Source organism: Streptomyces sp. NPDC111656 (genome assembly GCF_055656965.1).
This window is the reverse complement of record NZ_JBVKCA010000002.1, coordinates 411,977-437,297: the sequence shown is the minus strand read 5'-3', so window position 1 is coordinate 437,297 and position 25,321 is coordinate 411,977. Positions and strand designations below refer to the sequence as shown.

Genomic DNA, 25,321 nt, shown 5'->3' with positions numbered 1-25,321 from the left:
TCCCGCCGGTAGGGCCACTCGGACCCCTGTTCGCCTCACCAATGTCCCGAATCATCGTGAATATCCCTAGCCTGGAGTGATGGGTGAGGACAGACGGCTGAGGGCCGTGGTGGAGCTGGCGCAGGGGATGGCGGCTGCACGCACCCCGCGCGAGTCCTGGCGGGCCGCGGCGCTCGGCGCCTGCCACGCGCTCGCCGGGAGCTTCGCGGCGCTCTCCGTGTGGGAGCGCGAGCTCGGCCGGCTGCGGGTCCTGGCGAACGTGGGCGAACGCGCGCCGGACGAGGAGGAGTTCCCGGACGGCGAGGCCTACCCCGTGCACCAGTTCCCGGAGATCACCGAGTTCCTGCACGAGCGCTGGGCCGGGGGCGGTGGCCCGAACGCCTGGGTGGAGACCGTCGACGGGCCGGCGGCAGGTCCCGTCGGCTACTGCCACCTGGGGGCGCCTCCCGGCGTCAGCCGGGGGAGGGTCGCCGCCCTGCGTCGGCGCCGCCGCGGCTGCTGCGTGGTCGCCCCGATCGTGCTGCACGGACGGGCGTGGGGCGAGCTGTATGTGGCCCGCCCGGTCACGGCACCCGTCTTCGACCGGGCCGACGCGGACTTCGCGACCGTGCTGGCCTCCGTCGTCGCCGCCGGGCTCGCCCAGACCGAGCGCCTGGAGGAGGCCCGGCGCCTCGCGTTCACGGACGCCCTCACCGGACTCGCCAACCGCCGCGCGGTCGACGTACGCCTGGACGAGGCCATCGAGCTGCACCGGCAGGAAGGGGCCGCGGTCAGTCTCGTCGTCTGTGACCTCAACGGACTCAAGAACGTCAACGACACCCGGGGGCACGCCGTCGGTGACCGGCTCCTTGAGCGGTTCGGATCGGTGCTGTCGCTGTGCGGGGCGATGCTCCCGGGCACTCTCGCCGCCCGCCTCGGCGGTGACGAGTTCTGCCTGCTCGCGGTCGGCCCGCCGGCCGACGAGGTCGTCCGTATCGCCGACGAACTCTGCCGCCGCGCCGCCGAGTTGGAGCTGGGGGAAGGGGTGGCGTGCGGGGTCGCCTCGACCGCGGACCCGATCGGTCCGGTGCGTTCGGCGCGGCGGCTCTTCCGGCTGGCCGACGCCGCCCAGTACCGCGCGAAGGCCGTACGGGCCGCGAAGCCCGTCGTCGCCGGGCGCGAGGGCCCCGACGACCCGGTCGTGCGTCTCGCCGACGCGCCCTCCCCGGCGCGGGGCGAACGCCGCCGCTTCCGTGGGCGCCACGAGCACCCTCGCCCCTGAGTCCGCGCGGGCGTGTGTGACGTACGTCGGAGTAAGGGGTCAACCGCCCACCCACTAGTGACATCACGGAATTCACTGCGTACGCTCCTGAATATGGATATGCACACTGTGGTGGTGGGGACGTCCGGAGTGACCGCGTCCGACGTACTCGCCGTGGCGCGCGGCGGCGCCCGGATCGAGCTCTCCGAAGAGGCGGTGGCGGCCCTCGCCGCGGCCCGCGAGATCGTGGACGCGCTGGCCGCCAAGCCGGAGCCGGTCTACGGCGTCTCCACCGGGTTCGGCGCCCTCGCGACCCGGCACATCAGCCCGGAGCTGCGCGCCCAGCTGCAGCGCAACATCGTCCGCTCGCACGCCGCCGGCATGGGCCCGCGCGTGGAGCGCGAGGTCGTCCGCGCGCTGATGTTCCTGCGGCTCAAGACCGTCTGCTCCGGGCACACCGGTGTGCGGCCCGAGGTCGCCCAGACCATGGCCGACATCCTCAACGCGGGCGTCACCCCGGTCGTCCACGAGTACGGCTCGCTCGGCTGCTCCGGCGACCTGGCCCCGCTCTCCCACTGCGCGCTGACCCTGATGGGCGAGGGCGACGCCGAGGGCCCCGACGGTGTCGTACGGCCCGCGGGCGAGCTGCTCGCCGAGGCCGGCATCACCCCCGTCGAACTGCGCGAGAAGGAGGGCCTCGCCCTCCTCAACGGCACCGACGGCATGCTCGGCATGCTGGTCATGGCCCTCGCCGACCTGGAGGCGCTCTACAAGTCGGCCGACGTCACCGCCGCGCTCTCCCTCGAAGCCCTCCTCGGCACGGACAAGGTACTCGCCCCCGAGCTGCACGCCATCCGCCCGCACCCGGGACAGAGCGCCAGCGCCGCCAACATGCTGGCCGTGCTGAAGGGCTCGGAGCTCACCGGCCACCACCAGGGCGACGCCCCGCGCGTCCAGGACGCCTACTCCGTGCGCTGCGCCCCCCAGGTCGCGGGCGCCGGACGCGACACCCTCGCCCACGCCCGCACGGTCGCCGAGCGCGAGCTGGCCTCCGCCGTGGACAACCCGGTCGTGCTGCCCGACGGCCGCGTCGAGTCGAACGGCAACTTCCACGGCGCCCCGGTCGCCTACGTCCTCGACTTCCTCGCCATCGCCGCCGCCGACCTCGGCTCGATCGCCGAGCGCCGCACCGACCGGCTGCTCGACAAGAACCGCTCGCACGGTCTGCCGCCGTTCCTCGCGGACGACGCGGGCGTCGACTCGGGCCTGATGATCGCCCAGTACACCCAGGCGGCGCTGGTGAGCGAGATGAAGCGCCTCGCCGTACCGGCCTCCGCGGACTCCATCCCCTCCTCCGCCATGCAGGAGGACCACGTCTCCATGGGCTGGTCGGCCGCGCGCAAGCTGCGCACCGCTGTGGACAACCTCACCCGTATCGTCGCGATCGAGCTGTACGCGGCCACCCGCGCGATCGAACTGCGCGAGGGCCTGACCCCGGCCCCCGCCTCGCAGGCCGTCATCGAGGCCGTCCGCGCGGCCGGCGTCCAGGGCCCCGGCCCCGACCGCTTCCTCGCCCCGGACCTGGAGGCCGCGGACGCGTTCGTGCGCGGCGGCCGGGTGGTGGCGGCGGTGGAGCCGGTGACCGGACCGCTGGCCTGACCGGAGCGCCTTCGGGCCGCCGCGCTGTCACAGGGGCGGCCCGAAGTGTGCTACTGTCTCATTGATACGTTTTTGGTACCCATTTACTTTGTGCGCCTGATCGGAATCCTCCGCAGGCGCGTTTTGTTTTACCGGCATCTCCGGCTTTTCCCGGTGCATCTCCGGATTGGGGCCCTACCTATTCAGGAGAAAAACATGGCAACTGGCACCGTGAAGTGGTTCAACTCGGAAAAGGGCTTCGGCTTCATCGAGCAGGACGGCGGCGGCCCCGACGTCTTCGCCCACTACTCCAACATCGCCAGCTCCGGCTTCCGTGAGCTGCTGGAGGGCCAGAAGGTCTCGTTCGACGTCGCGCAGGGCCAGAAGGGCCTGCAGGCGGAGAACATCATCCCCGCCTGATTTCGGGGACGCGCTTTTCCAGAGCCGGGGCCCGCACCTTCGGGGTGCGGGTCCCGGCTCGTGCTGTGAGTGCTTGTCAGTTGCGAGCGCTGTGCGTGCAGTCCGTGGGGCCCAGGAAGGAAATCCAGATCCAGCATGACTCGATCCGAACGTCCCGTCCGTAAGCGGCCGGCAAACGCACGAGGTGGCGCCCAGGCCGGCGGCTTCGCGAAGGGCGCGGGCCGCGGCGGCGGCCGTGGCACCGGCAAGGGCCCGGCCCGCAAGGCCGTGGCGCCGCAGGAGTTCTCCCTGCCCGAGACCATCACCCCGGCGCTGCCCGCCGTCGACTCCTTCGACGCGCTCGACATGCCGGCCGCCCTCACCAAGACTCTCGCCGCGCAGGGCGTCACCGAGCCCTTCCCGATCCAGGGCGCGACGCTGCCCAACTCCCTCGCCGGACGCGACGTCCTGGGCCGTGGCCGCACCGGCTCCGGCAAGACGCTCGCCTTCGGACTCGCTCTGCTGGCCCGTACGGCGGGTCGCCGGGCGGAGTCGAAGGCGCCGCTCGCACTCGTCCTCGTCCCCACGCGCGAACTCGCCCAGCAGGTCGACGACGCCCTCACGCCGTACGCCACCGCGGTCAACCTGCGCGTGGCCACGGCCGTCGGCGGGATGTCGATCGGCCGGCAGGCCGGCACGCTGCGGCGCGGCGCCGAGGTGCTCGTGGCCACCCCCGGGCGGCTCAAGGACCTCATCGAGCGCGGCGACTGCGTCCTCGACCAGGTCGCGATCACGGTCCTCGACGAGGCCGACCAGATGGCCGACATGGGCTTCATGCCGCAGGTCACCGCGCTGCTCAAGCAGGTCGAGCCGGGCGGTCAGCGACTGCTCTTCTCGGCCACGCTCGACAAGAACATCGACCGGCTCGTGAAGATGTTCCTCACGGACCCCGTGGTGCACTCCGTCGACCCCTCGGCGGGCGCGGTGACCACCATGGAGCACCACGTGCTCCACGTCGCCGACGAGACCGACAAGAAGGCCGTCGCCCTGCGGATCGCGGCGCGCGACGGCCGGGTGATCCTCTTCGTCGACACCAAGCGCGGCGCCGACCGGTTCACCAAGCGGCTGCTCGCGAGCGGCGTCCGGGCGTCCGCGCTGCACGGCGGGCGCAGCCAGCCGCAGCGCAACCGCACCCTGGACCAGTTCAAGAACGGTCAGGTCACCGCGCTCGTCGCCACCAACGTCGCGGCGCGCGGCATCCACATCGACGACCTCGACCTCGTGGTCAACGTCGACCCGCCGACCGACCACAAGGACTACCTGCACCGCGGCGGACGCACCGCCCGGGCCGGTGAGTCCGGCAGCGTCGTCACCCTCGTACTGCCCGAGCAGCGGCGGGAGATGACGCGGCTGATGGCCGACGCCGGCATCACCCCGCGCACGGCGCGGATCGCGTCCAGCGACGAGGAGCTCGCCCGCCTCACCGGCGCCCGTGAGCCCTCCGGCGTCCCGGTCGTCATCGAGGTGCCGCAGCAACCCGAACAGCCGAAGAAGCGGTCACGGCCGCGGGTCGGAGGCGGGGCGAGGCGCCCGGCCGGAGCGGGTTCGGGTGCGGGTGCGGAGTCGCAGGGCCGTCAGCCGCGGCGTGCCGCCGGCGGCACGGCCGGTGGCGGCACGGGTGGCGGTACGGGGGGTGCGGGCCGCTCCGGTGGCCGTGGGCGTGCCCCGCAGCAGCGCCGTACGGAGCGTGGCGGGCAGGGCGGCGGCGGGCGTCGCGCGGCGTAGCCCGGTTCGTTTGTATCTGCGGGCCGGTGGGGGCTGGTCGCGCCCACGCGGCGGAGCCGCATATGTGACGGCCCCGCGCCCCTGGGGCGCGCCCTGGGGGCGCGCTCCTGGGGCGCGCCCCCAGAGGTCCGGGACTTCTCAGTAGTCGTCGAAGTTGCCCAGGAAGCCCGGGTCGATCTTGTCGAGTTCCAGGCCGGTGCCTCGGTGGAGGTCCATGAGGTCCGACATGTGGACGGCGCGGCGGCGGGCCGCGGGAAGGTCGCGGCGGTTGGCGGCCGTCCACAGGACCGGGTCGAAGGTGATCCCGTGGGAGCCCGGCATGGGCCCCGTCTCGGCGCGCCAGCCGGGCCAGCGCAGCGTGTCGTAGAACTGCTCTATGCCGCCTTCGTCCAGGAGCCAGGGGAGCCAGTCCGCGTGGCCCACGCCGAGCGCGTCCCAGCGCAGGGAGTCCGGCGCGAAGTACAGCACCTCGCCGGGACCGCCGGGGCGGTTCGCCTGCGCGGGGTCGGGTCCGTTGACCACGAAGACGCCGCCGAGGACGTCATGGGCGATGACGAGCCCGCCCTCCGGCCGCCATGCCGGGTCGAACCGCTCGGGGAGGTCGTTGATCTCGGCGAAGCTCGGCGTCCCCGGAGGCGCGTCGTCGGCGGGGCTGCCGTAGATGCGCAGCCAGCCGCTGTCCAGCAGGACCCCGCCGCAGTTGAGCACGAAGGAGCCGAGCGAGGAGCGCGCGCTGGCTTGCAGTTGCAGCAGGGATCCACGGGCCTGCGCCGGGTCCACCGGCAGCACATCCATGGACACCCTGCTGTTGGAGATCGCCTCGGAGAGGAGCGGCCACGCGGGCTCCTCGACATCAGTCAGCTCGGTCAGGTCTCGCATGGGTATCCCGTGGGGTTCCGGGCCGGAGCGTCGCGCTCAGAAGGCCGCCGTGCGCTCCCGGCGCACCGAGTAGGTCACAAAGCCGGCGCCGAGGCCCAGGAAAAGGGTTCCGCCGACGACGTACGGCGTCGTGTTGACGCTTCCGGTGTCGGCGAGCCGGGTCCCGCTGTCCTGCGACCCGGTGGTGTCGGAGCCCGTGCCGTCCGCTCCGGCGTCGCTCGCGTCGGCGGCGCCCGACGGGGTGTCGCCCGACTCCGTGGAGGCCTGCAGCGCGGTTCTCGACGTGGTGTTCGTCGACATGTTGCTGTGCTGAACAGGCTTTTCCGGAGTCGCGTTGGCGGACGGGACGAACCACAGGGCCCCCAGGAGGGTTCCCGCTGCGGTGGCGGTCAGCAACGAGCGACGAGCGGCGGACACGTAATATCGATCCCCTTGTGGCGCTGGCGAATTGGCCGTGTGGGCCGATGCTAATGAAAGGCGCGGGTCGTGGGAAAGTCGCGGGAGCCACGGGCCGTACGCTCCGTCTCATGAGTACTCCTGAGACATCACGATTTGTCCGGCTTCGCGTGGAGCTGGTGTTGGAAGTCGATGACGCGGACGCCGTCACCAAGGCCGCGTTGCGCCGCATCGCGGACGACTCCGGCATGCCGGCCGACGAGCGGACCCACGCCGAGAATGCAGTGACGGAAGACACTGCCGAGGCCCTGGCCTATCTCGTAGACCCGTTCGACCTGGTCAGCGAGGTGCCCGGGGTCGACCTCGCCCAGGCTTCCTGGAGCAGCGAGCCGATCGACTACGACCCCGATTCGCCGGAATGGGACCTCGACGAGGATGATGGCGACGAGGATGACGACGAGGAAGTCGGAGTCGGCTGACGCCTCTTGGGGAAAACGTGACCCCGGGTGGCAACCGCTGCCCGGGGTTTTGTCGTCTCCGACGACGCACCGACCACCTCCGCACCAGAATTCGGTCCGGCTGTCGGTACCACTCGATCGGGGTCCGTCGGCTCGGGTCGATTCGGTTGACGTCGTTGACTGGCGTGGTGTTGTCCACACCTCGGAAGTGTGTGGAATGGGACGAACCGGTCGTAGCGTTGATGGTTCGAACGGGGCTGATGTTGTTCCAGGTGATTCGGCGACGATGGAGAAGCGTGTGATGACGGACAGTAAGCGGCGCAAGGGTCTGACGGCCGCGTCCGCCCTGCTCGGCGGAGTGCTGGTGCTCTCTGCGTGCAGCAGTGGGGACGGCAGCAAGGCCACTGCCTCGGACGGCGAGACCTCCCAGGCCCAGGCCGATGCGGCGGCGGCCAAGAAGAGCTCCCAGGCACAGATCAAGATCACGCCCGCGGACGGTTCCGACAACGCCTCCATCAACAACGCCGCGGCAGTCACCGTGAGCAAGGGCACGCTCACGGCCGTCACCATGACGACCGAGACGGGCACGCCGGTGTCCGGTCAGATATCCGCCGACAAGAAGAGCTGGAAGCCCTCCTCCCAGCTCGAGCGCGCCACCACGTACAAGGTGGCCGCCGAGGCCACCGACTCCGCGGGCCTCGTCGCCCACGAGAACGCCTCGTTCACCACGGTCTCCCAGGCCAACAGCTTCATAGGCAACTTCACGCCGGAGGACGGTTCCACCGTCGGCGTCGGCATGCCGGTCTCGATCAACTTCAACAAGGCGATCACGAACAAGGCCGCCGTGCAGAAGGGGATCACCGTCTCCTCCAGCAGCGGCCAGGAGGTCGTCGGCCACTGGTTCAACGCCAACCGCCTCGACTTCCGTCCCGAGAACTACTGGACCGGCGGCTCCACCGTCACCCTCAAGCTCAACCTGGACGGCGTCCAGGGTGCGAGCGGTGTCTACGGCGTGCAGCAGAAGACGGTCACCTTCAAGATCGGCCGCAACCAGGTCTCGATCGTCGACGCCCAGACCAAGACCATGAAGGTCACGCAGGACGGCAAGACGATCAAGACGATCCCGATCTCCTCGGGATCCCCGGAGCACAAGACGTACCAGGGCCAGATGGTGATCTCCGAGAAGTTCAAGGAGACCCGGATGAACGGCTCGACGGTCGGCTTCACGAAGACCGACGGCAAGGGCGAGTACGACATCAAGGACGTGCCGCACGCCATGCGTCTGTCGAACTCCGGCACCTTCATCCACGGCAACTACTGGGGCGCGAAGTCCATCTTCGGCGCGGTGAACACCAGCCACGGCTGTGTGGGTCTGTCCGACACCAAGGGCGCGAACGACTCGAACACGCCCGCGGCCTGGTTCTACGACCACTCGCTGATCGGTGACGTCGTGGTCGTCAAGAACACCGGCGACAAGACCATCGCCCCGGACAACGGCCTCAACGGCTGGAACCTGAGCTGGTCCGCCTGGAAGGCCGGCTCGGCCGCGTAATCCCCCTCTTTGCGGCTAAACCGCCGCCGCTCTCGCGGACACGGCTGCTCGCCGCAGTGGTTCCTCAATTGATGGTTGCGGTCTTCGTCGTTCGAACGTGACGGCCGCTCAGTGCGATGGCCCGCACCCCGCCAGGGGCGCGGGCCATCGGGCGTTCTCACAGTCTTCAGGGACCGCCCACAGGTGAATTCCCGGGCTGCCACAGCCTTCTCATCCTCCTCTTATGCGGGGCTTATCGCGCCATCACGCGCCGTACCTAGCTTTCCGCCATGTTCTTCACCTACCTGAGGCGCGAACTGCGCCGCCGCAGGAAGGCGGCGCTCGTCGTCGCCTCCGGACTCGCCCTGGGCATCGCCCTGGTCATCGTGGTCAGCTCCGTGTCGTCCGGCATGGAGAAGGCGCAGGGCAAGGTCCTCCAGTCGCTGTACGGACTGGGTACGGACATGACCGTCACCAAGGCGGCGGCGCCGGCGACGAGTACCAGCCAGCGTCCGCGCTTCAACTTCGACGCGAACGACAACGGCTCCACCAAGGAGCAGAGCAGCGACCGCGTCATGGTGCAGGGCTTCCAGACCCTGGCCGCCTCCACGGTCACCAAGGTCGACTCCCAGAAGGGCGTCGCGGACTCCGTCGGCGGACTGAGCCTCCAGGTCATCAGGATCAACGGCCAGTTCACGCGGGGTCAGTTCCAGCAGAACCAGAACGGTGGCACCGGCCAGGGGGGCGGGCGCCCGAATGCCCAGCAGTCCCCGCAGGGCCGTGTCGAGGGCGGCGGCGCCAACTTCGACGTCAACAACTACTCGGTGTACGGCACCGACGTCACCAAGCCCGCCCTCGGCCCGCTGACCTCCTCGAAGATCACCAGCGGTCGTACGTTCAAGGCGTCCGAGACCGATGCCAAGGTGGTCGTCGCCGACGTCTCGTACGCCAAGGAGAAGAAGCTCAAGGTCGGTTCCACCGTCACCATCAAGAGCGTCAAGTACAAGGTCGTCGGCATCGCCACGCCCGACAGCGGTGACGCGGCGGCCAACCTCTACATCCCGCTCAAGCAGGCGCAGACGCTCAGCGGCTCCAAGGACAAGGTCACCACGATCTACGTCAAGGCGTCGGACTCGCAGCAGATCTCCAGCGTGAAGAGCACCATCCAGAAGAACATCTCGGGGACGACGGTCACCACCTCCGCCGACCTCGCGTCCACCGTCTCCGGCTCCCTCTCCACCGCCTCCAGTCTCGCGTCGAACGTCGGCAAGTGGCTGTCCATCGCGGTGCTCGTGGCCGCGTTCCTGGTCGCCGGCCTGCTCACCTCCTCCGCCGTCTCCCGGCGCGTGCGCGAGTTCGGCACCCTCAAGGCACTCGGCTGGAAGTCGGGCCGGGTGACCCGGCAGGTCGTCGGCGAGGCCATGGTCAACGGTCTGGTCGGCGGCGCCCTCGGCATCGCGATCGGCCTCGCGGGCGCCTATGCCGTCACCGAGATCAGCCCCACCCTGCAGGCACAGGTGGGCGGTTCGGGCGGCGGCGGAGGTCAGGGCGGCGGTGGCGGCTTCGGTGGCGGTGGCGGCTTCGGCGGTCCCGGCCGACAGGCCGCGTCCAAGGCCCTCGACGTCGCGCTCACCGCGCCCGTCAGCCTCGGCACCATCGTCGGCGCCGTGGCCCTCGCCATCACCGGTGGTCTGATCGCCGGCGCCTTCGGCGGCTGGCGCGCCTCCCGACTCCGCCCCGCGGACGCCCTGCGCCGCGTCGAATAGGCCCAGCCCCTCGGCCCAGCCCCCGCAAAGGGGGTGCCCGAAGTTGCCCGCTGCACGGGGCACCCCCTTCACCTCATCCAGGAGTTGCACCATGTACGAACTCGGAGGCGTCACCAAGCGCTATACCCGGGGCAAGGAGACGGTCGACGCGCTCGCCGGGGTCGACCTGACCATCGCGGACGGCGACCGGCTCGTCATCCAGGGCCCCACGGGTGGCGGGAAATCCACCCTTCTCCAGATGCTCGGCGGTCTCGACCGGCCCACCGCGGGCAGCGTCGAACTCGACGGCACGGACATGGCCAAACTGTCCGAGGCGAAGCTCACCAAAGTGCGCAGCGAGAACATCGGATTCGTCTTTCAGAGCTTCAACCTGATTCCCACGCTCACCGCCCAGGAAAACGTGGAGACCGCCCTCGTACCCCTCGGTGTGAAGGTGAAGGAACGGCGGCAACGTGCCGCCGACGCACTGGAGTCGGTGGGACTCGCCGAGCGGCTCGGGCATCTGCCCGCCGAGCTCTCCGGTGGCCAGCAGCAGCGTGTCGCCATCGCCCGCGCCCTGGTCAAGCAGCCGAAGGTGCTGCTCGCCGACGAGCCCACCGGCAACCTCGACGAGTCCATGCGCGACGAGATCATGGAGGTGCTCGAGGCCATGTGGAAGGAGCACGGGCTCACTTTCATCATGGTCACGCACGATTCCTCGATCGCGAAGAAGGCCCCGCGCCTCGCCACGATTCGCAAGGGAAAGATCTCCGTCAAGGAAAACGCGGGTGCTTAAAGAAGCGCAAAAGGAGCGTGCGGGGGCTTAGCGGAACAACTCCGTCAACTCTTCACCCTCACCCCGCTATTGAGGGGGCTATCACCCCCCGGGCATACTTGCGTATTCCGGGGGGTGTACGTGCATGCGTACGAGGCTTCCCCCGACCGGATGAATGGGGATTCGTCCGGACCTGATCTCCAGGGGGAGACTTGCGCAGACAAGTGAAAAGAGCGTGCGCGGCGACCATCGCCATGGCGGCGTCCGTGGCGCTGGCGGCGGGTATGACCAGCCCGGCGTCGGCGCGGGCGGAGCAGCGCACGGGGGGTGTGTCCGCGGCCGGGAAAGCGGCGGGGATCACGGCCAAGCACCGCATCACCCTGATCACCGGTGACCGGGTGGTCGTCGACGCCAAGGGGCGCGTCGTCGGCTTCGAGCGGGCCAAGGGCCGCGAGCACGTGCCCGTGCAGATCCGCAAGGCCGACGGCCACACGCTGGTGGTGCCGGCCGACGCCCAGGCGCTCATAGCCGGCGGCAAGCTCGACCGGCGGCTCTTCGATGTCACCGAGCTCAACAAGGCGGCGGTCCGCAAGTCCCAGCAGCGGGGCCTGAAGGTGATCGTCGGCTACCGGGGGGCCGCGGCGGCTGCCAAGGCCGACGTCCGCGACGCCGGCACGCTGCGCAGGAGCCTGAAGGCCCTGAACGCGGACGCGGTGCAGACGCCGCAGCGGGACGCGGCCGAGCTGTGGTCCGCGGTCACCGACGACGGGAAGACGGCCTCCGGCATCGCGCACGTCTGGCTGGACGGCGTCCGCAAGGCGAGCCTCGACAAGTCCGTGCCGCAGATCGGCGCCCCCACCGCGTGGGCGGCCGGATACGACGGCAAGGGCGTCAAGATCGCCGTCCTGGACACCGGTGTCGACGCGAGTCACCCGGACCTCAAGACCCAGGTGATCGAGTCCAAGAACTTCTCCACCGCCGCCGACGCGACCGACCACTTCGGCCACGGCACCCACGTCGCGTCCATCGCGGCGGGCACCGGTGCCAAGTCGGGGGGCAAGTACAAGGGTGTCGCGCCCGGCGCGAAGATCCTCAACGGCAAGGTCCTCGACGACACCGGCAGCGGCGACGACTCGGGCATCCTCGCGGGCATGGAGTGGGCGGCCGAGCAGGGCGCCGACATCGTGAACCTGAGCCTGGGCGGCCAGGACACCCCCGACATCGACCCGTTGGAGGCCGAGGTCAACAAGCTCTCGGCCGAGAAGGGCATTCTCTTCGCGATCGCGGCGGGCAACGAGGGCCCCGAGTCGATCGGCTCCCCCGGCAGCGCGGACGCCGCGCTCACCGTCGGCGCCGTCGACGACAACGACAAGCTGGCGGACTTCTCCAGCACCGGCCCGCGCGTCGGCGACAGCGCCATCAAGCCGGACGTCACCGCACCCGGCGTGGACATCACGGCGGCGGCGGCCCCGGGCAGCCTCATCGACCAGGAGGTCGGTGAGAAGCCCGCGGGCTACCTGACCATTTCCGGTACGTCGATGGCGACCCCGCATGTCGCGGGCGCCGCGGCCATCCTCAAGCAGGAACACCCGGACTGGACGTACACCGAGCTCAAGAGCGCGCTGACGGGCTCCGCGAAGGGCGGCAAGTACACGCCGTTCCAGCAGGGTTCGGGCCGGATCGCCGTCGACAAGGCGATCAAGCAGACCGTGATCGCCGACCCGTCCTCGGTGAGCTTCGGCGTCGCGCAGTGGCCGCACACCGACGACACGGCGACGACCAAGCAGCTGACGTACCGCAACCTCGGTACGAAGGACGTCACCCTGACCCTGGCGATCTCCGCGACCAACCCCAAGGGCCAGGCGGCTCCGGCGGGCTTCTTCGCGCTCGGCGCCAAGACGGTCACCGTCCCGGCGGGCGGCAAGGCCGCCGTCGACGTCACCACGAACACGAAGCTCGGGGGCACCCTCGACGGCGCGTACTCGGCGTACGTGACGGCGAGCGGCGGTGGCCAGGCCGTGCGCACGGCCGTCGCGGTCGAGCGCGAGGTGGAGTCGTACGACGTCACCCTCAAGTACGTCGACCGTGCCGGTGAGACGCCCACGCACCTCGCCGACCTGGCGGGCTACTCCGGCGTCGGCGAGGCCCGGGACTACACGTCGCAGAGCACGGCCGACACCGCGACCCTGCGTGTTCCCAAGGGCAAGTACGTGCTCAACTCCCTCTTCGTGAAGGACCTGGTCGAGGCGAAGGGCGGGGTCGACTGGCTGATCCAGCCCCGGCTGAGCGTCACCAAGAACACCACGGTGACCCTCGACGCCCGTACCGCCAAGGGCGCCGACATCACGGTGCCGGACGCGGGGGCGAAGCCGCTGTCGGCACTCGTCAACTACTTCGACGACGCCACCGGCATCGGCCTCGGCATCGGCCTGGCCTCCTTCCAGGACGTGCGCGTGGCGCACGTCGGCCCGGCGGTCTCCTCCGGCCTCTTCCAGAGCTGGTCCGGACAGTGGACCAAGGGTGCGAGCACCGAGTACGACACCTTCACGGGCACCAAGACCACCAAGCTCCAGGGCGCGCACGTCAAGCACTACAAGGCGAGCGAGCTGGCCAAGGTGAAGGCGAACCTCGGGGCCGCGGCCTCCGGCAAGACGGGCGCGGTCACCGCGTACGGCTTCCTGCCCGACGACGACAGCATGAGCGTCGGGGTCCCCCAGACGCTGCCGGCCTCGCGCACGCTGTACGTGTCGACCGGCGAGAAGGTCCAGTGGGCGTTCGACCTCGAGCAGGACGCCGGCGTCGACGCTACCGGGACCCCGATCATCGAGGCCTACTACACGGACGACTACCCGCAGATCCTCAAGGCGGGCAAGAGCTACACGAGGACGTACAACACAGCCGTCTTCGGTCCGAAGATCAACGCGGACTACGGCGTCTTCCGGGACGGCAACAGCATCTCGGGCTACCTGCCGCTGTTCGCCGACGGGAGCGGTCACCCCGGCTCCTCGCTGTACACCTCCGTGACGACGACGCTGTACCGCAACGGTGCGAAGGTCGGCTCGAACGACGACCCGCTCGTCGGGATGAAGGAGTTCAAGGTCCCGGCCGCCGAGGCCACCTACAAGCTCACGACCTCGGTCAAGCGCACGGTGAAGGTCGCCGCGGCCTCCACGCGGATCGACGCCAGCTGGACCTTCAAGTCCAAGAAGGCCGACTTCGCGAAGCTGCCCACCTCCACGGTCCGCTTCAACGCCACCACCGGCCTCGACAGCCGTGTCGCGGCCGGCAAGACGGTCACGATCCCGGTCTCCGTGCAGGGCTCGGCCGCGGGCAAGAACCTCAAGTCGCTGTACGTCTACGTCTCGTACGACTACGGCCAGACCTGGAAGATGCTCAAGGTCAAGAACGGCAAGATCACCGTCAAGAACCCGGCGAAGGGGAAGGGCATCTCCTTCCACGCGAAGATCACCGACAAGCAGGGCAACAAGTCGACGGTCTCGATCTACAACGCGTACTACGGAAAGTGATCCCGTAGCGCGGCCACGTGAAGTGTGCCGATAGCGAACGGCCCGTCGGAAGAGCAGCTTCCGGCGGGCCGTCCGTGTTTCCGTGGGCAGCATGACCACCCAGACCGTGGAGTACATCCGGTATCGCATTCCCGAGGAGAAGTCCGCGGAGTTCCTGGCCGCCTACACGCGGGCCGCGGCCCAGCTCGCCGCGTCGCCGAGTTGCGTCGACTACGAGCTGGCGCGCTGCGAGGAGGACTTCGAGCACTTCGTCCTGCGGATCACCTGGACCTCGACCGAGGACCACGTCGAGGGATTCCGGAAGTCGGAGCTGTTCCCCGGCTTCCTCGCCGAGATCCGGCCCTACATCCCCTATATCGAGGAGATGCGCCACTACACGCCGACGACGGTACGGGGCCCGGGCGCGTCGGTCCCCACCCTCTACGCCTGGGCCGGGGGCGCCGAGGCCTTCGCCCGCCTCACCGAGGCCTTCTACGACAAGGTCCTCAAGGACGACGTCCTCGCACCGGTCTTCTCCGGCCTCGCCCCCGAACACGCCGCCCATGTCGCCCTCTGGCTCGGCGAGGTCTTCGGCGGGCCGCGCGCCTACTCCGAGACCCAGGGCGGCCATGACCACATGGTCGCCAAACACCTCGGCAAGAACATCACCGAAGTGCAGCGCCGCCGGTGGGTCAACCTGCTCCAGGACGCGGCGGACGACGCGGGCCTGCCCACCGACGCCGAGTTCCGCTCCGCCTTCCTCGCCTACGCGGAATGGGGCACGCGGCTGGCCGTCCACTTCTCCGCCCCCGACGCGACCCCTCCGGGGGACCAACCGGTACCGAAGTGGACATGGGGAGCGGCCCCGCCGTACCAGCCCTGACGCCGGACGGGCTGAAGGTGGGGGCCGAGGCTTTTAGGGGCGCGAGGAACTGCGCGACCAGCCCCCACCGACCCGCGGACGAGGCGCTTCGGGCGGCCGGGGATCCGGGGCGGAGCCCCGGTCCGAGGGGCGCGGGGAACTGCGCGAGCAACCCCCACCGACCCGCAGGCGACGAACGTACAAAGGGGGCCGGGGTTACTGGGGCGTCGTCGCGCCCGCGCGGGTCGCGTCCGTCCCCCAGCTGGCCAGCAAGCGCAGCGCCTCCGCAGAGGCGGACCCCGGCTCCGCGTGGTAAGTGACCAGTGACTGCTCGCTGTCGTCGGGCAGCCGGAACGACTCGTACTGGAGGGAGAGATCACCCACCAGCGGATGCCGCAGCCGCTTCACCCCGTGGCTCTTCTCCTTGACGTCGTGCGTGGCCCACAGCCGCCGGAAGTCCTCGCTCTTCACCGAGAGCTCGCCGACCAGCGACGAGAGTCGCGGATCGTCGGGGCGGCAGCCCGCGTCCATGCGCAGCAGGCAGACGATGTCGATCGCCTTCTGCTCCCAGTCCACGAACAGATCGTGGTATTCGGGCTTCAGGAACACCAGCCGCGCCCAGTTCCGCTCCTGCGGCGCCAGCTCCGACCAGTCACCGAACACGGCCGCCGCCATCCGGTTCCAGGCCAGGATGTCCGTACGCTGCCCGCCGATGTACGCGGGGATGCCGTCCATCGAGTCCAGCAGCTGCCGCAGCGCGCCCCGTACCTGCTGCGGCCGCGCCGACTGCTTCTTCTTGTGCGCCTTGGGCTTCGCGAGGTGCGTGAGATGCGCGTGCTCGGCGTCCGTCAGCCGCAGGGCGCGGGCGATCGCGTCGAGTACCTCCGCCGACACGTTCCGTCCGTTGCCCTGTTCCAGGCGCGTGTAGTACGCCACGGACACCCCGGCCAGCTGCGCCAGCTCCTCGCGCCGCAGTCCGGGCACCCGGCGGTGTCGGCCGAAGTCGGGCAGCCCCACGTCCTCCGGCTTCAGCCGGGCCCGGCGGGTGCGCAGGAACTCGCTGAGCTCGGCACGCCGGTCCAGGGGCGGGGAGGGCTGTTCGTCCATACGTCCAGTATTCACGGTCGTACGCCGGTGAAGCTGACCCCGCCAGTAGTAGGACCAGCGGACGTACGCAAAGCCGTGACCTGGGTGAAGGCCGTCCCCTCGGGCAGGCTGTAGAGCGTGCCCGACCGAAGGCAGCCGGGCACAGGACACACCACTCCTTAGGAGAACCCCCGGCATGACCACTGTTGCTGCGTACGCCGCTCCCGCCGCCAAGGCTCCGCTGGAGCGCACCACCATCGAGCGCCGCCCGGTCGGTGAGTTCGACGTCCTGATCGACATCAAGTTCGCCGGTATCTGCCACTCGGACATCCACCAGGCCCAGGAGGGCTGGGGCGAGGCGATCTTCCCGATGGTGCCTGGTCACGAGATCGCCGGCATCGTCTCCGAGGTCGGCTCCGGCGTCACCAAGTTCAAGGTCGGCGACCGCGTGGGCGTCGGCTGTCTCGTCGACTCCTGCCGCGAGTGCGACAACTGCAAGGCCGGCCTGGAGCAGTACTGCACCGGAGGCGGCGTCGGCACGTACAACGCCCTCGACAAGAACGGCGAGCCGACCTACGGCGGCTACTCCGAGAAGATCGTCGTCGACGAGAACTACACCCTCCACATCCCCGACGGCCTCTCCCTCGACGTGGCCGCGCCGCTGCTCTGCGCCGGCATCACCACGTACTCCCCGCTCAAGCACTGGAACGCCGGCCCCGGCAAGAAGGTCGCGATCCTCGGCATGGGCGGCCTCGGCCACATGGGCGTCAAGATCGCGGACGCGCTCGGTGCCGAGGTGACCGTCCTGTCGCAGTCCCTGCGCAAGAAGGACGACGGGCTGAAGCTGGGCGCCGACCACTACTACGCCACCAGCGACCCGAAGACCTTCGAGGAACTGCGCGGCACCTTCGACCTCATCCTGTCGACCGTGTCCGCCCCGCTGGACCTGGACTCCTACCTGTCCCTGTTGAAGACGGACGGCGCCTTCGTGAACGTGGGCGCCCCGGAGGAGCCCGTCAAGCTCAACCTCTTCTCGGTGATCGGCGGCCGCAAGACCCTCGCCGGTTCCGGTATCGGCGGCATCCGGGAGACCCAGGAGATGCTGGACTTCTGCGCCGAGCACGGCTTCGGCGCCGAGATCGAGCTGATCAGCGCGTCCGAGATCAACGACGCCTACGAGCGGGTGCTGGCGAGTGACGTCCGCTACCGCTTCGTGATCGACACCGCCACCATCTAGTCGCGGACGAAGTACCGAGGGCGCCTACCGGTCGTACGACCGGTAGGCGCCCTCGGTGTTTCCACCGTACGTACCGCGATCCCGTCAGCGGCGGCCCGATCCGCCCAGCAGCCAGAGCAGATAGGGACCGCCCACCAAGGACGTGAGCGCCCCGACCGGGATCTCCAGCGGCGGCACCAGCGTGCGGGCCACCAGGTCGGCGCCGACCACGATCAGCGCCCCCGTCAGGGCGGAGGCGGCGAGGGGGAGTTGCGGGGTGCGTGTGAGGCGGCGGGCCAGTTGGGGACCGGTGAGGGCGACGAAGCCGACCGGGCCGGCCGCGCCGGTCGCGACCGCGGCGAGCACCACCCCGAGCACGGTCAGGCCGAGCTGGGTGCGCTGCACGCGGACCCCGAGCGCGGCGGCCGTGTCGGCGTCCAGACCGAGCGGGCGCAGCGCGCGGCTCGCCCACACCAGGGCGGGCAGGGAGAGCAGGAGGACCCAGGCGAGGGGGCCCGCCTGCTCCCAGCCGCGCCCGTTCAGACTGCCCGTCAGCCACAGCTTGACCTGCTCGGCGGCGGCCAGTTCGCTGTCGGTGAGGTAGAGCTGGACGACGGCGGAGAGGGCGACGCCGATGCCCACCCCCGTCAGGACGAACCGGCTCGGCTGCATTCCGTGCCGCCAGGCCAGCACGTACACCAGGGCGGCGGCCGAGAGACCGCCGGTGACGGCGACGGCCGGCAGCGCGCCGGGCGAGGCGACGGTTCCGGTGGCCAGCGCCAGTACGGTCGCGGCGGCGGCACCGTGCCCGACGCCGATGACGTCCGGGCTGGCCAGCGGATTGCGCGTCACGGTCTGTACGAGCGCCCCGGAGAGCCCGAGCGCCGCCCCGACCAGCGCGCCGAGCACGATCCGCGGGACCCGCAGTTCGCCGACGACCAGGTCGTAGGGGCCGCCGTGGCCGCGCAGCACCCGCCAGACCTCGCACGGCGGGACGTACGTCTGCCCGACGCACGCCGCGAGCAGCATCACGCCCGCGAGGAGCAGCAGGAGGACGGTGACGACAACGGCGGCGCGCCGGTGCAGGAGGAGGGAGAGGCGCCGGTGACGGAGCACGGAGAGCCCGGCCGAGTACGGGTACGTGGTGCGGTTCGCGGTGGGCTCGGTGGGCGTCGTGGGGGCTGTGGTCACGAGGCCATGCCCTTGCGTCGTACGAGTACGACCAGGACCGGCATGCCGACCAGCGCGGTCATCACCCCGGCCGGCACTTCCGCCGGGGCGCGTACCACCCGGCCCGCCACGTCCGCGGCGAGCAGCAGGGCGGCGCCGAGCAGCGCGGAGAGGGGAAGCGTCCAGCGGTGGCCGCCCTTGACCAGTCGGCGGGCGAGGTGGGGGACGGCGAGGCCGAGGAAGGCGATGGGGCCCGCGGCGGCGACCGCGGCCGCGGTGAGCACGGTCGCGCCGAGCGCCGCACAGCCCCGTACGAGCGTGACCCGGTGACCGAGTGCCCGTGCGGTGTCGTCGCCGAGCGCGAGCGCGTCCAGGCCGCGGGCGCAGGCCAGCACGAGCAGCGCACCTGCGGCGAGGAAGGGCAGCATGCGCCCCACCGTTGCCGCGTCGCGCCCGCTGAGCGCGCCCACCTGCCAGAACCGGAACTGGTCCAGCGTGGCCGAACTCGAGGTGAGGACCACGGTCGTGGCTCCCGCCGTCATCGCCGACAGGGCGGTTCCGGCGAGCGCCAGTTTCACCGGGGAGGCGCCGCCGCGCCCGCGCGAGGCGATGGCGTACACGACGCAGGCGGCGAGGACCGCGCCGGTGAAGGCGTACCAGACGTACCCGTCGAAGCCGTTCGCCCAGCCGAGCGCGATGGCGAACACGACACCGGCCGCCGCGCCCTGACTGAGCCCGAGGATGCCGGGGTCGGCGAGCGGGTTGCGGGTGACCGCCTGGAGCGCCGCCCCCGAGAGTCCGAGGGCGGCACCGGCGGTCAGTCCGATCGCGGTCCGCGGCACCCGCAGCGACCGTACGACCAGCGCGTCCGGTGAACTTCCGCCGTGCACCAGAGCGTCGAGGACGGCGGACAGCGGGACGGGGCGGGTGCCGATGGCGAGGCTGAGGGCGGCGGCGGTGACGGCGAGGAGGAGGGCCACACCCAGCCAGGTCGCGCGCCGCACGCCCGCCGGGGCGGACGTGCGGCGTGCGACGGACGTGGGAGCGGTCACTTGCCGAGGGTGTCCGCGAGCTGTCGTACGACGAGCCGGGCGGCGGTGGGGCCGGCGTTGAGGTACCAGGGGTCGTCGTCGACCTTCACCGCGTGCCCCGCCTCGACCGCCTTCATCGACTTCCACAGGGGCCCGGCGAGCACGCTGCCCGCGTCGGTCTTGGAGGCGTCGCCCTGCACGGAGTAGAAGATCCAGTCCCCGTCCGCGACATCGATGCTCTCCGCCCCGATGTCCTGCGAAATCGCCTTGAACTGCTGCGACTTGGGACGGGAGAGCCCCATGTCGACGGCGATGGAGCCGGTGAACGACGACACGCCGAACATCCGCGTCCGGTCCGGCGTGAACCGCACCATGGACACGGCGGGATCGCCGAGCTGCTTGCCCCGGGTGGCGGCGTCGCCCACGATGCCGTCGAGCAGCTCCTGCGCCTTGTCGCCCTTGCCGACCGCGTCACCGACGAGGAGCAGATCCCGCTTCCAGTTGATGCCGTTGCCGGCCGTCACGACGGTGGGCGCGATCTTCGACAGCTTCGGGTACAGGTCGCCGAGCGAGTCGTTGATCAGGATCAGATCGGGCTTGGCGGCGGCGAGCGTCTCCAGGTTGGGCGCGGTGCGGGTCCCCGCGTCGGTCATGGCCGACAACTGCTTCTTGTACGCGGGGAAGGCGTCGTTCAGATAGTCCGGCGCCAGCCCGGCGTTGTCCGCGCGGGTCGTCACGGTCGGCACGATGCCCAGGGTCAGCAGGTCGTCCAGCTGTCCGGTGCTGAGCGCGGCGATCTTCTCGGGCGCGCTCTTGATCTCCGTCTTGCCCTCGAAGTGCCCGACGGTCCGAGGGAATTCGCCGTCCTTGGCGCTGCCCGCGCCCATCCCGGCGGCGACGGCGCTGGGGGCGGCGGAGGGGCCCTCGGAGGCCCCGCTCACGAGATTGCGGTCGCCGCCGGCGGTGTTCTTGCTCCGCGAGGAGCCGTTGTCCCCGCCCCCGCTCCCGGACGAACATCCGGCCAGCAGACCGCCGACGACGGCAACGGCCAGGACGGCCTTCGACCCCAAGGTGTGCACAGGTACTCCGATCAATGACTAAGGCAAGCCTAACCTTAGACCTTGTGGTGCAGGGGAGTGTCGCGGGGGAGTGGGGACCTGCCCCAATGGAGGACACGCCGTGCCGGGTTCGGGGACATATCAGCCTGAAACGTGTGTTATTCATTCATGCACACACCTACGCGGCGCACCGTGCTCGGTGCCTCGATCGCGGCCGCCGGCTCGGGACTCCTGGCCGGCTGCTCCGGGTCCGACGCTCCCTCCGGACCCGGCTCGCACCCCGGGCCCGGCGAGCACCATGGGAGCGAAGTCGGCGGCCACGACGGCAGGCCTTTCGTCCCCAAGGGACCCAAGGGATACGTGAACCCGTCCGATCCGGAGGTCCTCGCCGTCGAGAGGAAGCGCGATGGCGGCCCCCTCCGATCGTTCACGCTCCACGCCGCCGAGACCGAACTCGACCTGGGGGGACGTACCGTCAGATCGTGGGCGTACGGCGACGAGCTGCCCGGGAAGGAGGTGCGGGTCACGGCGGGCGACACCCTCGGTATGAAGCTCTTCAACCATCTGCCCGTGCCCACGACGCTGCACTCGCACGGTATCCGCATGCGTTGCGACATGGACGGGGTACCTGGCCTGACCCAGCGCTCCGTCAAGCCCGGCGACGACTTCACCTACCGCTTCGCCGTGACGCACCCGGGCACGTACTGGCTGCACTCGCACTCGGGACTGCAGCTCGACCGAGGCCTGTACGCCCCGCTGATCGTCGAGGACCCCAGGGAGCCGTTGTCCTACGACAAGGAGTGGGTCGTCGTCCTGGACGACTGGGTGGACGGCGTGAACGGCTCGAACCCGGACGGCGTGCTCGCGCAGCTGGTCGACGGCAAGGGCATGCGGGCGGACATGGACATGGGCGAGAGCGACGAACACGGATCCGGCCATGAGAAGCCCCACGGCCCCTCCCGCGTCCTGCACAAGTCCTACAGCCGCATCCTGCACAGCGAGGGAGGCAGCGTCGACTACCCGTTCTACCTGGTCAACGGCCGTCTCGCGCACACTCCTTCGGTCTTCCGGGCCCGCAAGGGGGACCGCATCCGGCTGCGGATCATCAACGCCGGCGCCGAAACGGCCTTCCGGGTGGCGCTGGGCGGCCACGAGATGACGATCACGCACACGGACGGCTACCCCGTCGAGCACACGACCACGGACACGCTGCTGCTCGGCATGGCCGAACGCTACGACGTGCTGATCACCGCCAAGGACGGAGTGTTTCCGCTCGTCGCGCTCGCCGAAGGCAAGAACGACAGAGCCCTGGCCGTCCTGCGCACCAGCGGTGGGGATCTTCCCGGCCCCTCCGTGCACCCGGACGAACTCGACGGCAAGCTCGTCCCGGCCAGACGCCTCGTGCCGGACGACTCCGTGGCCCTCACCGACGACGAACCGGACCGCGAGCTGCGCATCAGACTGACCGGCGGGATGAAGAAGTTCGACTGGGCCTTCGACCACCAGCCGTACGACATCAAGCAACGCCACCCGATCCGCCAGGGCGAAAAGATCCGCCTGACCCTCATGAACGCCACCGACATGTGGCATCCCATGCACCTGCACGGCCACACCTTCGCCATCGTCGGCTTCGGCGCGCAAGGAGCCCGCAAGGACACCGCCCACGTGGTGCCGCACCACAAACTCGTCGTCGACTTCTACGCCGACAACCCGGGCCTGTGGATGCTCCACTGCCACAACCAGTACCACTCGGAGTCCGGCATGATGACGATCCTCGGCTACCGGAAGTGAGGCACCGGCCACCGACGCGTTGGCACTTGATCATGCGAAACCCCGCTCGTGGAGGGAGACGCGTCAGCCGGGCGGCCCGCCGAAGTCGATCGGCGCGTCGAAGCGTTCGGCGAGGGCCGGGGCGAGGTGCCCGAGCGGCAGCTGGTTCCCCCGCCCCGAGACGTGGGCGGGCGGCCCCGCCCGCCGCATCCTCCGCGCATCAGCCGCGGCGCCGCCACCAGCGGCGCTTCGGTTCGGTGTCGGAGGAAGCGGTTCGGTCGAAGGTCGCGATCGTGTGGTGACCGTCGCCGGGCAGCGCCACCCCGACGGCCTGGGGTCGCGGCCAGGGACGAGGACATTGCGTTCGGGAGCGTAGCTTGGGACGGCCGGGGCGACCGGGGCGTTGTTTCGGGCGGACACTCCGGGGGAGAGCGGATGAACGGCCGGGCTCGGCGCTGGGAAAGAGGTCGGGCAGGCCGTCCTGCGGTCATGGTCGTCGTTCTCGTGGCCGCGGGCATCGGGCTGACCTGGTTCGCCGGAACGCATTTCGCCTACGCCACGGGCCTGGCCGGCACACCGGGGCATCTCCGGGTCGAAGCGTGCGCCTGGGAACACGCCGGGGGCCACCGGTATCCGCACTGCAGTGGCCTCTTCCGCTCCTCCGACGGCACCGTCGTCGACCCGAACGCCTCGATCGGCAAGAACCTGCCCGTCGGCGACACGGTCGCGTTGCAGCGGGTGGCCTCCGGCGGATACGAGCAGACGGGCACCGCGTCCTCGTTCGGGTGGCTGGCGACTTCCCTGCTCGGCCTGATGGTGCTGCTGCTGGGGATTGCGGTCGTCTGCGGCAAGGGAGGTACGCGTCGAGTACCGCGCGGGCTGCGGGTGCTGCTCGGCGTGCTGGGCGCCTTGACGCTGCTCAGCGCGTTCATCGGCGGAGTGGCGGGGATGCTCACCGCCTCCTGAATCCTCACCGTGCGGACCACGTGCACGGGGGATACGCTTTTGTCGGCAAGGTCAGGTTCTCCGGGCGGTTCTCCAGACGCCGAGGCCTCATCCGCGATGGTCGATTCTTCCTGCGGAGACCTACCCACTCCCTTCGTCCGCGGGTCCTGAGGCAGCGCTTCGCGGTCCCTGCAATGGAGGTCCGGATGAGAGTTGTCGTTGATCTTTCCCGGTGCCAGGGATATGCGCAGTGCGCGTTCCTGGCTCCGGACGCGTTCCGGATGCACGGCGAGGAAGCGCTGATGTACGCCTCGAACCCCGACGACGCCCAGCGCCAACAGGTGTTGCGCGCCGCGGCGGCCTGCCCGCTCCAGGCCATCCTGGTCGACCAGCTGGAGGGCCGGGACGCGCCGGTGGGGACGTCGCCGTCATGAGCACTGCCGACACCCTGCAAGGGTTCAAGCGCGACGGCCGCGTGGTGATCGTCGGGGCGTCACTGGCGGGACTGCGCGCCGCGGAGGCCCTGCGCGACGAGGGGTTCACCGGGAAGCTGACCATGATCGGTGACGAGTTGGGGGAGCCCTACGACCGCCCCCCGCTGTCCAAGCAGGTGCTGACCGGATGGGTGCCGGCCGACGGCACCACCCTGCCGCGGCGTCGTGACATCGACGCGGAGTGGCTCCTGGGCGTCCCCGCCGCCGGACTTGACCTGGCGAACAACCACGTGCGGCTCGCCGACGACCGCACGATCCCCTTCGACCGCATGCTGATCTCCACCGGCGTACGGGCCCGGCCGTGGCCCGTCGAGGCCGAGGCGGCCCTGGACGGTGTCTTCGTGGTCCGCACGCGCGAGGACGCCGACGGCCTGCAGCGGGCGGTCGCCGCCGGGCCCTCCCGCGTACTGATCATCGGCGCGGGCTTCACCGGCTCCGAGATCGCCTCCATCTGCCGCGAGCGCGACATCCCGGTGACCGTCGCCGAACTCGCGCCGTCCCCACTGGTCGGGGGACTCGGTGCCATGATCGGCGAGATCGCGGCGGACATGCAGCGCGCCCACGGCGTCGACCTGCGCTGCGGTGTCAAGGTCACCCAGCTGGAGGGCGACGCGCAGGGGCGGGTTCGTCGCGCCCACTTCTCCGACGGCACTGCGGTCGACGCCGACGTGGTGGTCGTGGCGCTCGGGGGCATCCGCAACACCGAGTGGCTGCGCGACTCGGGACTGGCGGTGGGCGTATGGGGAGTCGCCTGCGACGCGGGCTGCCGCGCCTTCGACCTCAACGGCCTGGTCACCGACGACATCTTCGTCGCCGGAGACGTAGCACGCAGCCCGAACCCGATCTACGAGTACCGGTTCATCTCGCTGGAGCACTGGGCCAACGCCGTGGAGCAGGCCGAGATCGCGGCGCACAACATGGTCAGCACCCAGGCGGACCGCTGGCCGCACCTGTCCATCCCGACGTTCTGGTCGATCCAGTTCGGCGTCAACATCAAGTCCGTCGGTGTACCGACCTACGCCGACGAGGTCGTCGTCACCCAGGGATCCGTGGCCGACCACCGCTTTGTCGCCGCATACGGGTACCAGGGCCGCGTCACCGCCGCCGTCAGCTTCAACAACGCCAAGTGGCTGGACCACTACCGGCAGCTGATCGAGACGGCCGCGCCCTTCCCGCCTCCCTGCCCCACGCCCGACCAGCCCCTCGATGCGAAGCCGGTGCCCGTCGACTTCCCCGGCCCCACTCTGCTCGCCCAGGGCGCCACGGTGGTCGTCACCGGCCACGACCCGGGAGAGCGGCGCGTCACCGCCATGCGGCAGCACCGCTAGGAGGGAACA

Annotated in this window: 22 protein-coding genes; 15 read left to right on the top strand and 7 right to left on the bottom strand. The window is 70.4% G+C overall.

What is annotated here, in order from left to right; all coding sequences use genetic code 11:
- The first annotated feature begins 79 nt into the window (after positions 1–79).
- The 4 genes from ACZ7M3_RS07520 (at position 80) to ACZ7M3_RS07505 (ending at position 5,062) form a co-directional block, all read left to right on the top strand.
- Entirely contained in the window at positions 80–1,261 is a 1,182-nt protein-coding gene (locus tag ACZ7M3_RS07520; protein ID WP_472061506.1) for a GGDEF domain-containing protein, read from the top strand.
- A 99-nt stretch (positions 1,262–1,360) separates the two neighbouring features.
- Positions 1,361–2,899: a histidine ammonia-lyase gene (gene hutH, locus ACZ7M3_RS07515; RefSeq protein WP_472062172.1), complete on the top strand. Its 1,539-nt coding sequence runs from the start codon at positions 1,361–1,363 to the stop codon at positions 2,897–2,899.
- A gap of 195 nt (positions 2,900–3,094) precedes the next feature.
- The gene (locus tag ACZ7M3_RS07510; RefSeq protein ID WP_028803001.1) at positions 3,095–3,298 is read left to right on the top strand and encodes a cold-shock protein; all 204 of its coding nucleotides are present in this window, start codon (positions 3,095–3,097) and stop codon (positions 3,296–3,298) included.
- Positions 3,299–3,433: 135 nt separating this feature from the next.
- Positions 3,434–5,062: a DEAD/DEAH box helicase gene (locus ACZ7M3_RS07505; RefSeq protein WP_472061504.1), complete on the top strand. Its 1,629-nt coding sequence runs from the start codon at positions 3,434–3,436 to the stop codon at positions 5,060–5,062.
- A 138-nt stretch (positions 5,063–5,200) separates the two neighbouring features.
- On the opposite strand, the gene ACZ7M3_RS07500 is transcribed toward ACZ7M3_RS07505, so the two are convergent.
- Positions 5,201–5,941 (bottom strand): DUF2625 family protein, encoded by a 741-nt coding sequence (locus ACZ7M3_RS07500; RefSeq protein WP_351316786.1) that lies wholly within the window; start codon positions 5,939–5,941, stop codon positions 5,201–5,203.
- Positions 5,942–5,977: 36 nt separating this feature from the next.
- On the bottom strand, positions 5,978–6,358 hold the full coding sequence (locus ACZ7M3_RS07495) for a cell wall protein (protein ID WP_472061502.1): 381 nt from the start codon (positions 6,356–6,358) through the stop codon (positions 5,978–5,980).
- A gap of 110 nt (positions 6,359–6,468) precedes the next feature.
- On the opposite strand from ACZ7M3_RS07495, the gene ACZ7M3_RS07490 reads away from it, so the two are divergent.
- From ACZ7M3_RS07490 to ACZ7M3_RS07465, 6 genes are all read left to right on the top strand, one after another.
- Positions 6,469–6,816 (top strand): hypothetical protein, encoded by a 348-nt coding sequence (locus ACZ7M3_RS07490; RefSeq protein ID WP_054234746.1) that lies wholly within the window; start codon positions 6,469–6,471, stop codon positions 6,814–6,816.
- A gap of 265 nt (positions 6,817–7,081) precedes the next feature.
- Positions 7,082–8,347: a L,D-transpeptidase gene (locus tag ACZ7M3_RS07485; RefSeq protein ID WP_472061500.1), complete on the top strand. Its 1,266-nt coding sequence runs from the start codon at positions 7,082–7,084 to the stop codon at positions 8,345–8,347.
- A 269-nt stretch (positions 8,348–8,616) separates the two neighbouring features.
- Positions 8,617–10,092, top strand: a complete 1,476-nt coding sequence (locus ACZ7M3_RS07480) for an ABC transporter permease (protein ID WP_472061498.1) — start codon at positions 8,617–8,619, stop codon at positions 10,090–10,092.
- A 91-nt stretch (positions 10,093–10,183) separates the two neighbouring features.
- A complete protein-coding gene (locus ACZ7M3_RS07475; protein WP_472061496.1) occupies positions 10,184–10,867 on the top strand; it encodes an ABC transporter ATP-binding protein in 684 nt (227 codons plus the stop codon).
- Positions 10,868–11,070: 203 nt separating this feature from the next.
- Complete coding sequence (locus ACZ7M3_RS07470; protein WP_472062170.1) at positions 11,071–14,373, top strand: S8 family peptidase; 3,303 nt, start codon at positions 11,071–11,073, stop codon at positions 14,371–14,373.
- A 91-nt stretch (positions 14,374–14,464) separates the two neighbouring features.
- Positions 14,465–15,235: a globin domain-containing protein gene (locus ACZ7M3_RS07465; RefSeq protein ID WP_472061494.1), complete on the top strand. Its 771-nt coding sequence runs from the start codon at positions 14,465–14,467 to the stop codon at positions 15,233–15,235.
- A 195-nt stretch (positions 15,236–15,430) separates the two neighbouring features.
- Here the strand turns inward: ACZ7M3_RS07465 and ACZ7M3_RS07460 are convergent, their stop codons facing one another.
- On the bottom strand, positions 15,431–16,321 hold the full coding sequence (locus tag ACZ7M3_RS07460; RefSeq protein WP_472061492.1) for a helix-turn-helix domain-containing protein: 891 nt from the start codon (positions 16,319–16,321) through the stop codon (positions 15,431–15,433).
- Positions 16,322–16,496: 175 nt separating this feature from the next.
- On the opposite strand from ACZ7M3_RS07460, the gene ACZ7M3_RS07455 reads away from it, so the two are divergent.
- Positions 16,497–17,537 carry an NAD(P)-dependent alcohol dehydrogenase gene (locus ACZ7M3_RS07455; RefSeq protein WP_472061490.1) on the top strand — a complete coding sequence of 347 codons (1,041 nt, stop codon included), beginning with the start codon at positions 16,497–16,499 and terminating at the stop codon, positions 17,535–17,537.
- 84 nt (positions 17,538–17,621) lie between these two features.
- On the opposite strand, the gene ACZ7M3_RS07450 is transcribed toward ACZ7M3_RS07455, so the two are convergent.
- The 3 genes from ACZ7M3_RS07450 to ACZ7M3_RS07440 form a co-directional block, all read right to left on the bottom strand.
- Positions 17,622–18,632: a FecCD family ABC transporter permease gene (locus ACZ7M3_RS07450; protein WP_472062169.1), complete on the bottom strand. Its 1,011-nt coding sequence runs from the start codon at positions 18,630–18,632 to the stop codon at positions 17,622–17,624.
- Positions 18,633–18,703: 71 nt separating this feature from the next.
- Positions 18,704–19,738, bottom strand: coding sequence for a FecCD family ABC transporter permease (locus tag ACZ7M3_RS07445; protein WP_472061488.1), 1,035 nt, complete (start codon positions 19,736–19,738; stop codon positions 18,704–18,706).
- A complete protein-coding gene (locus tag ACZ7M3_RS07440) occupies positions 19,735–20,796 on the bottom strand; it encodes an iron-siderophore ABC transporter substrate-binding protein (protein WP_472061486.1) in 1,062 nt (353 codons plus the stop codon). The genes ACZ7M3_RS07445 and ACZ7M3_RS07440 overlap by 4 nt, the downstream gene beginning before the upstream one ends.
- A gap of 147 nt (positions 20,797–20,943) precedes the next feature.
- Here ACZ7M3_RS07440 and ACZ7M3_RS07435 point away from each other — a divergent pair, with 147 nt between their 5' ends.
- Positions 20,944–22,566, top strand: a complete 1,623-nt coding sequence (locus ACZ7M3_RS07435) for a multicopper oxidase family protein (protein ID WP_472061484.1) — start codon at positions 20,944–20,946, stop codon at positions 22,564–22,566.
- Between the two features lie 63 nt (positions 22,567–22,629).
- Here the strand turns inward: ACZ7M3_RS07435 and ACZ7M3_RS07430 are convergent, their stop codons facing one another.
- Positions 22,630–22,755: a hypothetical protein gene (locus tag ACZ7M3_RS07430; protein WP_472061482.1), complete on the bottom strand. Its 126-nt coding sequence runs from the start codon at positions 22,753–22,755 to the stop codon at positions 22,630–22,632.
- A 279-nt stretch (positions 22,756–23,034) separates the two neighbouring features.
- Between ACZ7M3_RS07430 and ACZ7M3_RS07425 the strand changes: the two genes are divergently transcribed.
- From ACZ7M3_RS07425 to ACZ7M3_RS07415, 3 genes are all read left to right on the top strand, one after another.
- Positions 23,035–23,511, top strand: a complete 477-nt coding sequence (locus ACZ7M3_RS07425; protein ID WP_472061480.1) for a hypothetical protein — start codon at positions 23,035–23,037, stop codon at positions 23,509–23,511.
- A gap of 185 nt (positions 23,512–23,696) precedes the next feature.
- Entirely contained in the window at positions 23,697–23,924 is a 228-nt protein-coding gene (locus ACZ7M3_RS07420) for a ferredoxin (RefSeq protein WP_097224946.1), read from the top strand.
- Positions 23,921–25,312: an NAD(P)/FAD-dependent oxidoreductase gene (locus tag ACZ7M3_RS07415; protein ID WP_450432030.1), complete on the top strand. Its 1,392-nt coding sequence runs from the start codon at positions 23,921–23,923 to the stop codon at positions 25,310–25,312. Before ACZ7M3_RS07420 ends, ACZ7M3_RS07415 begins: the two co-directional genes overlap by 4 nt.
- Positions 25,313–25,321 lie beyond the last annotated feature (9 nt).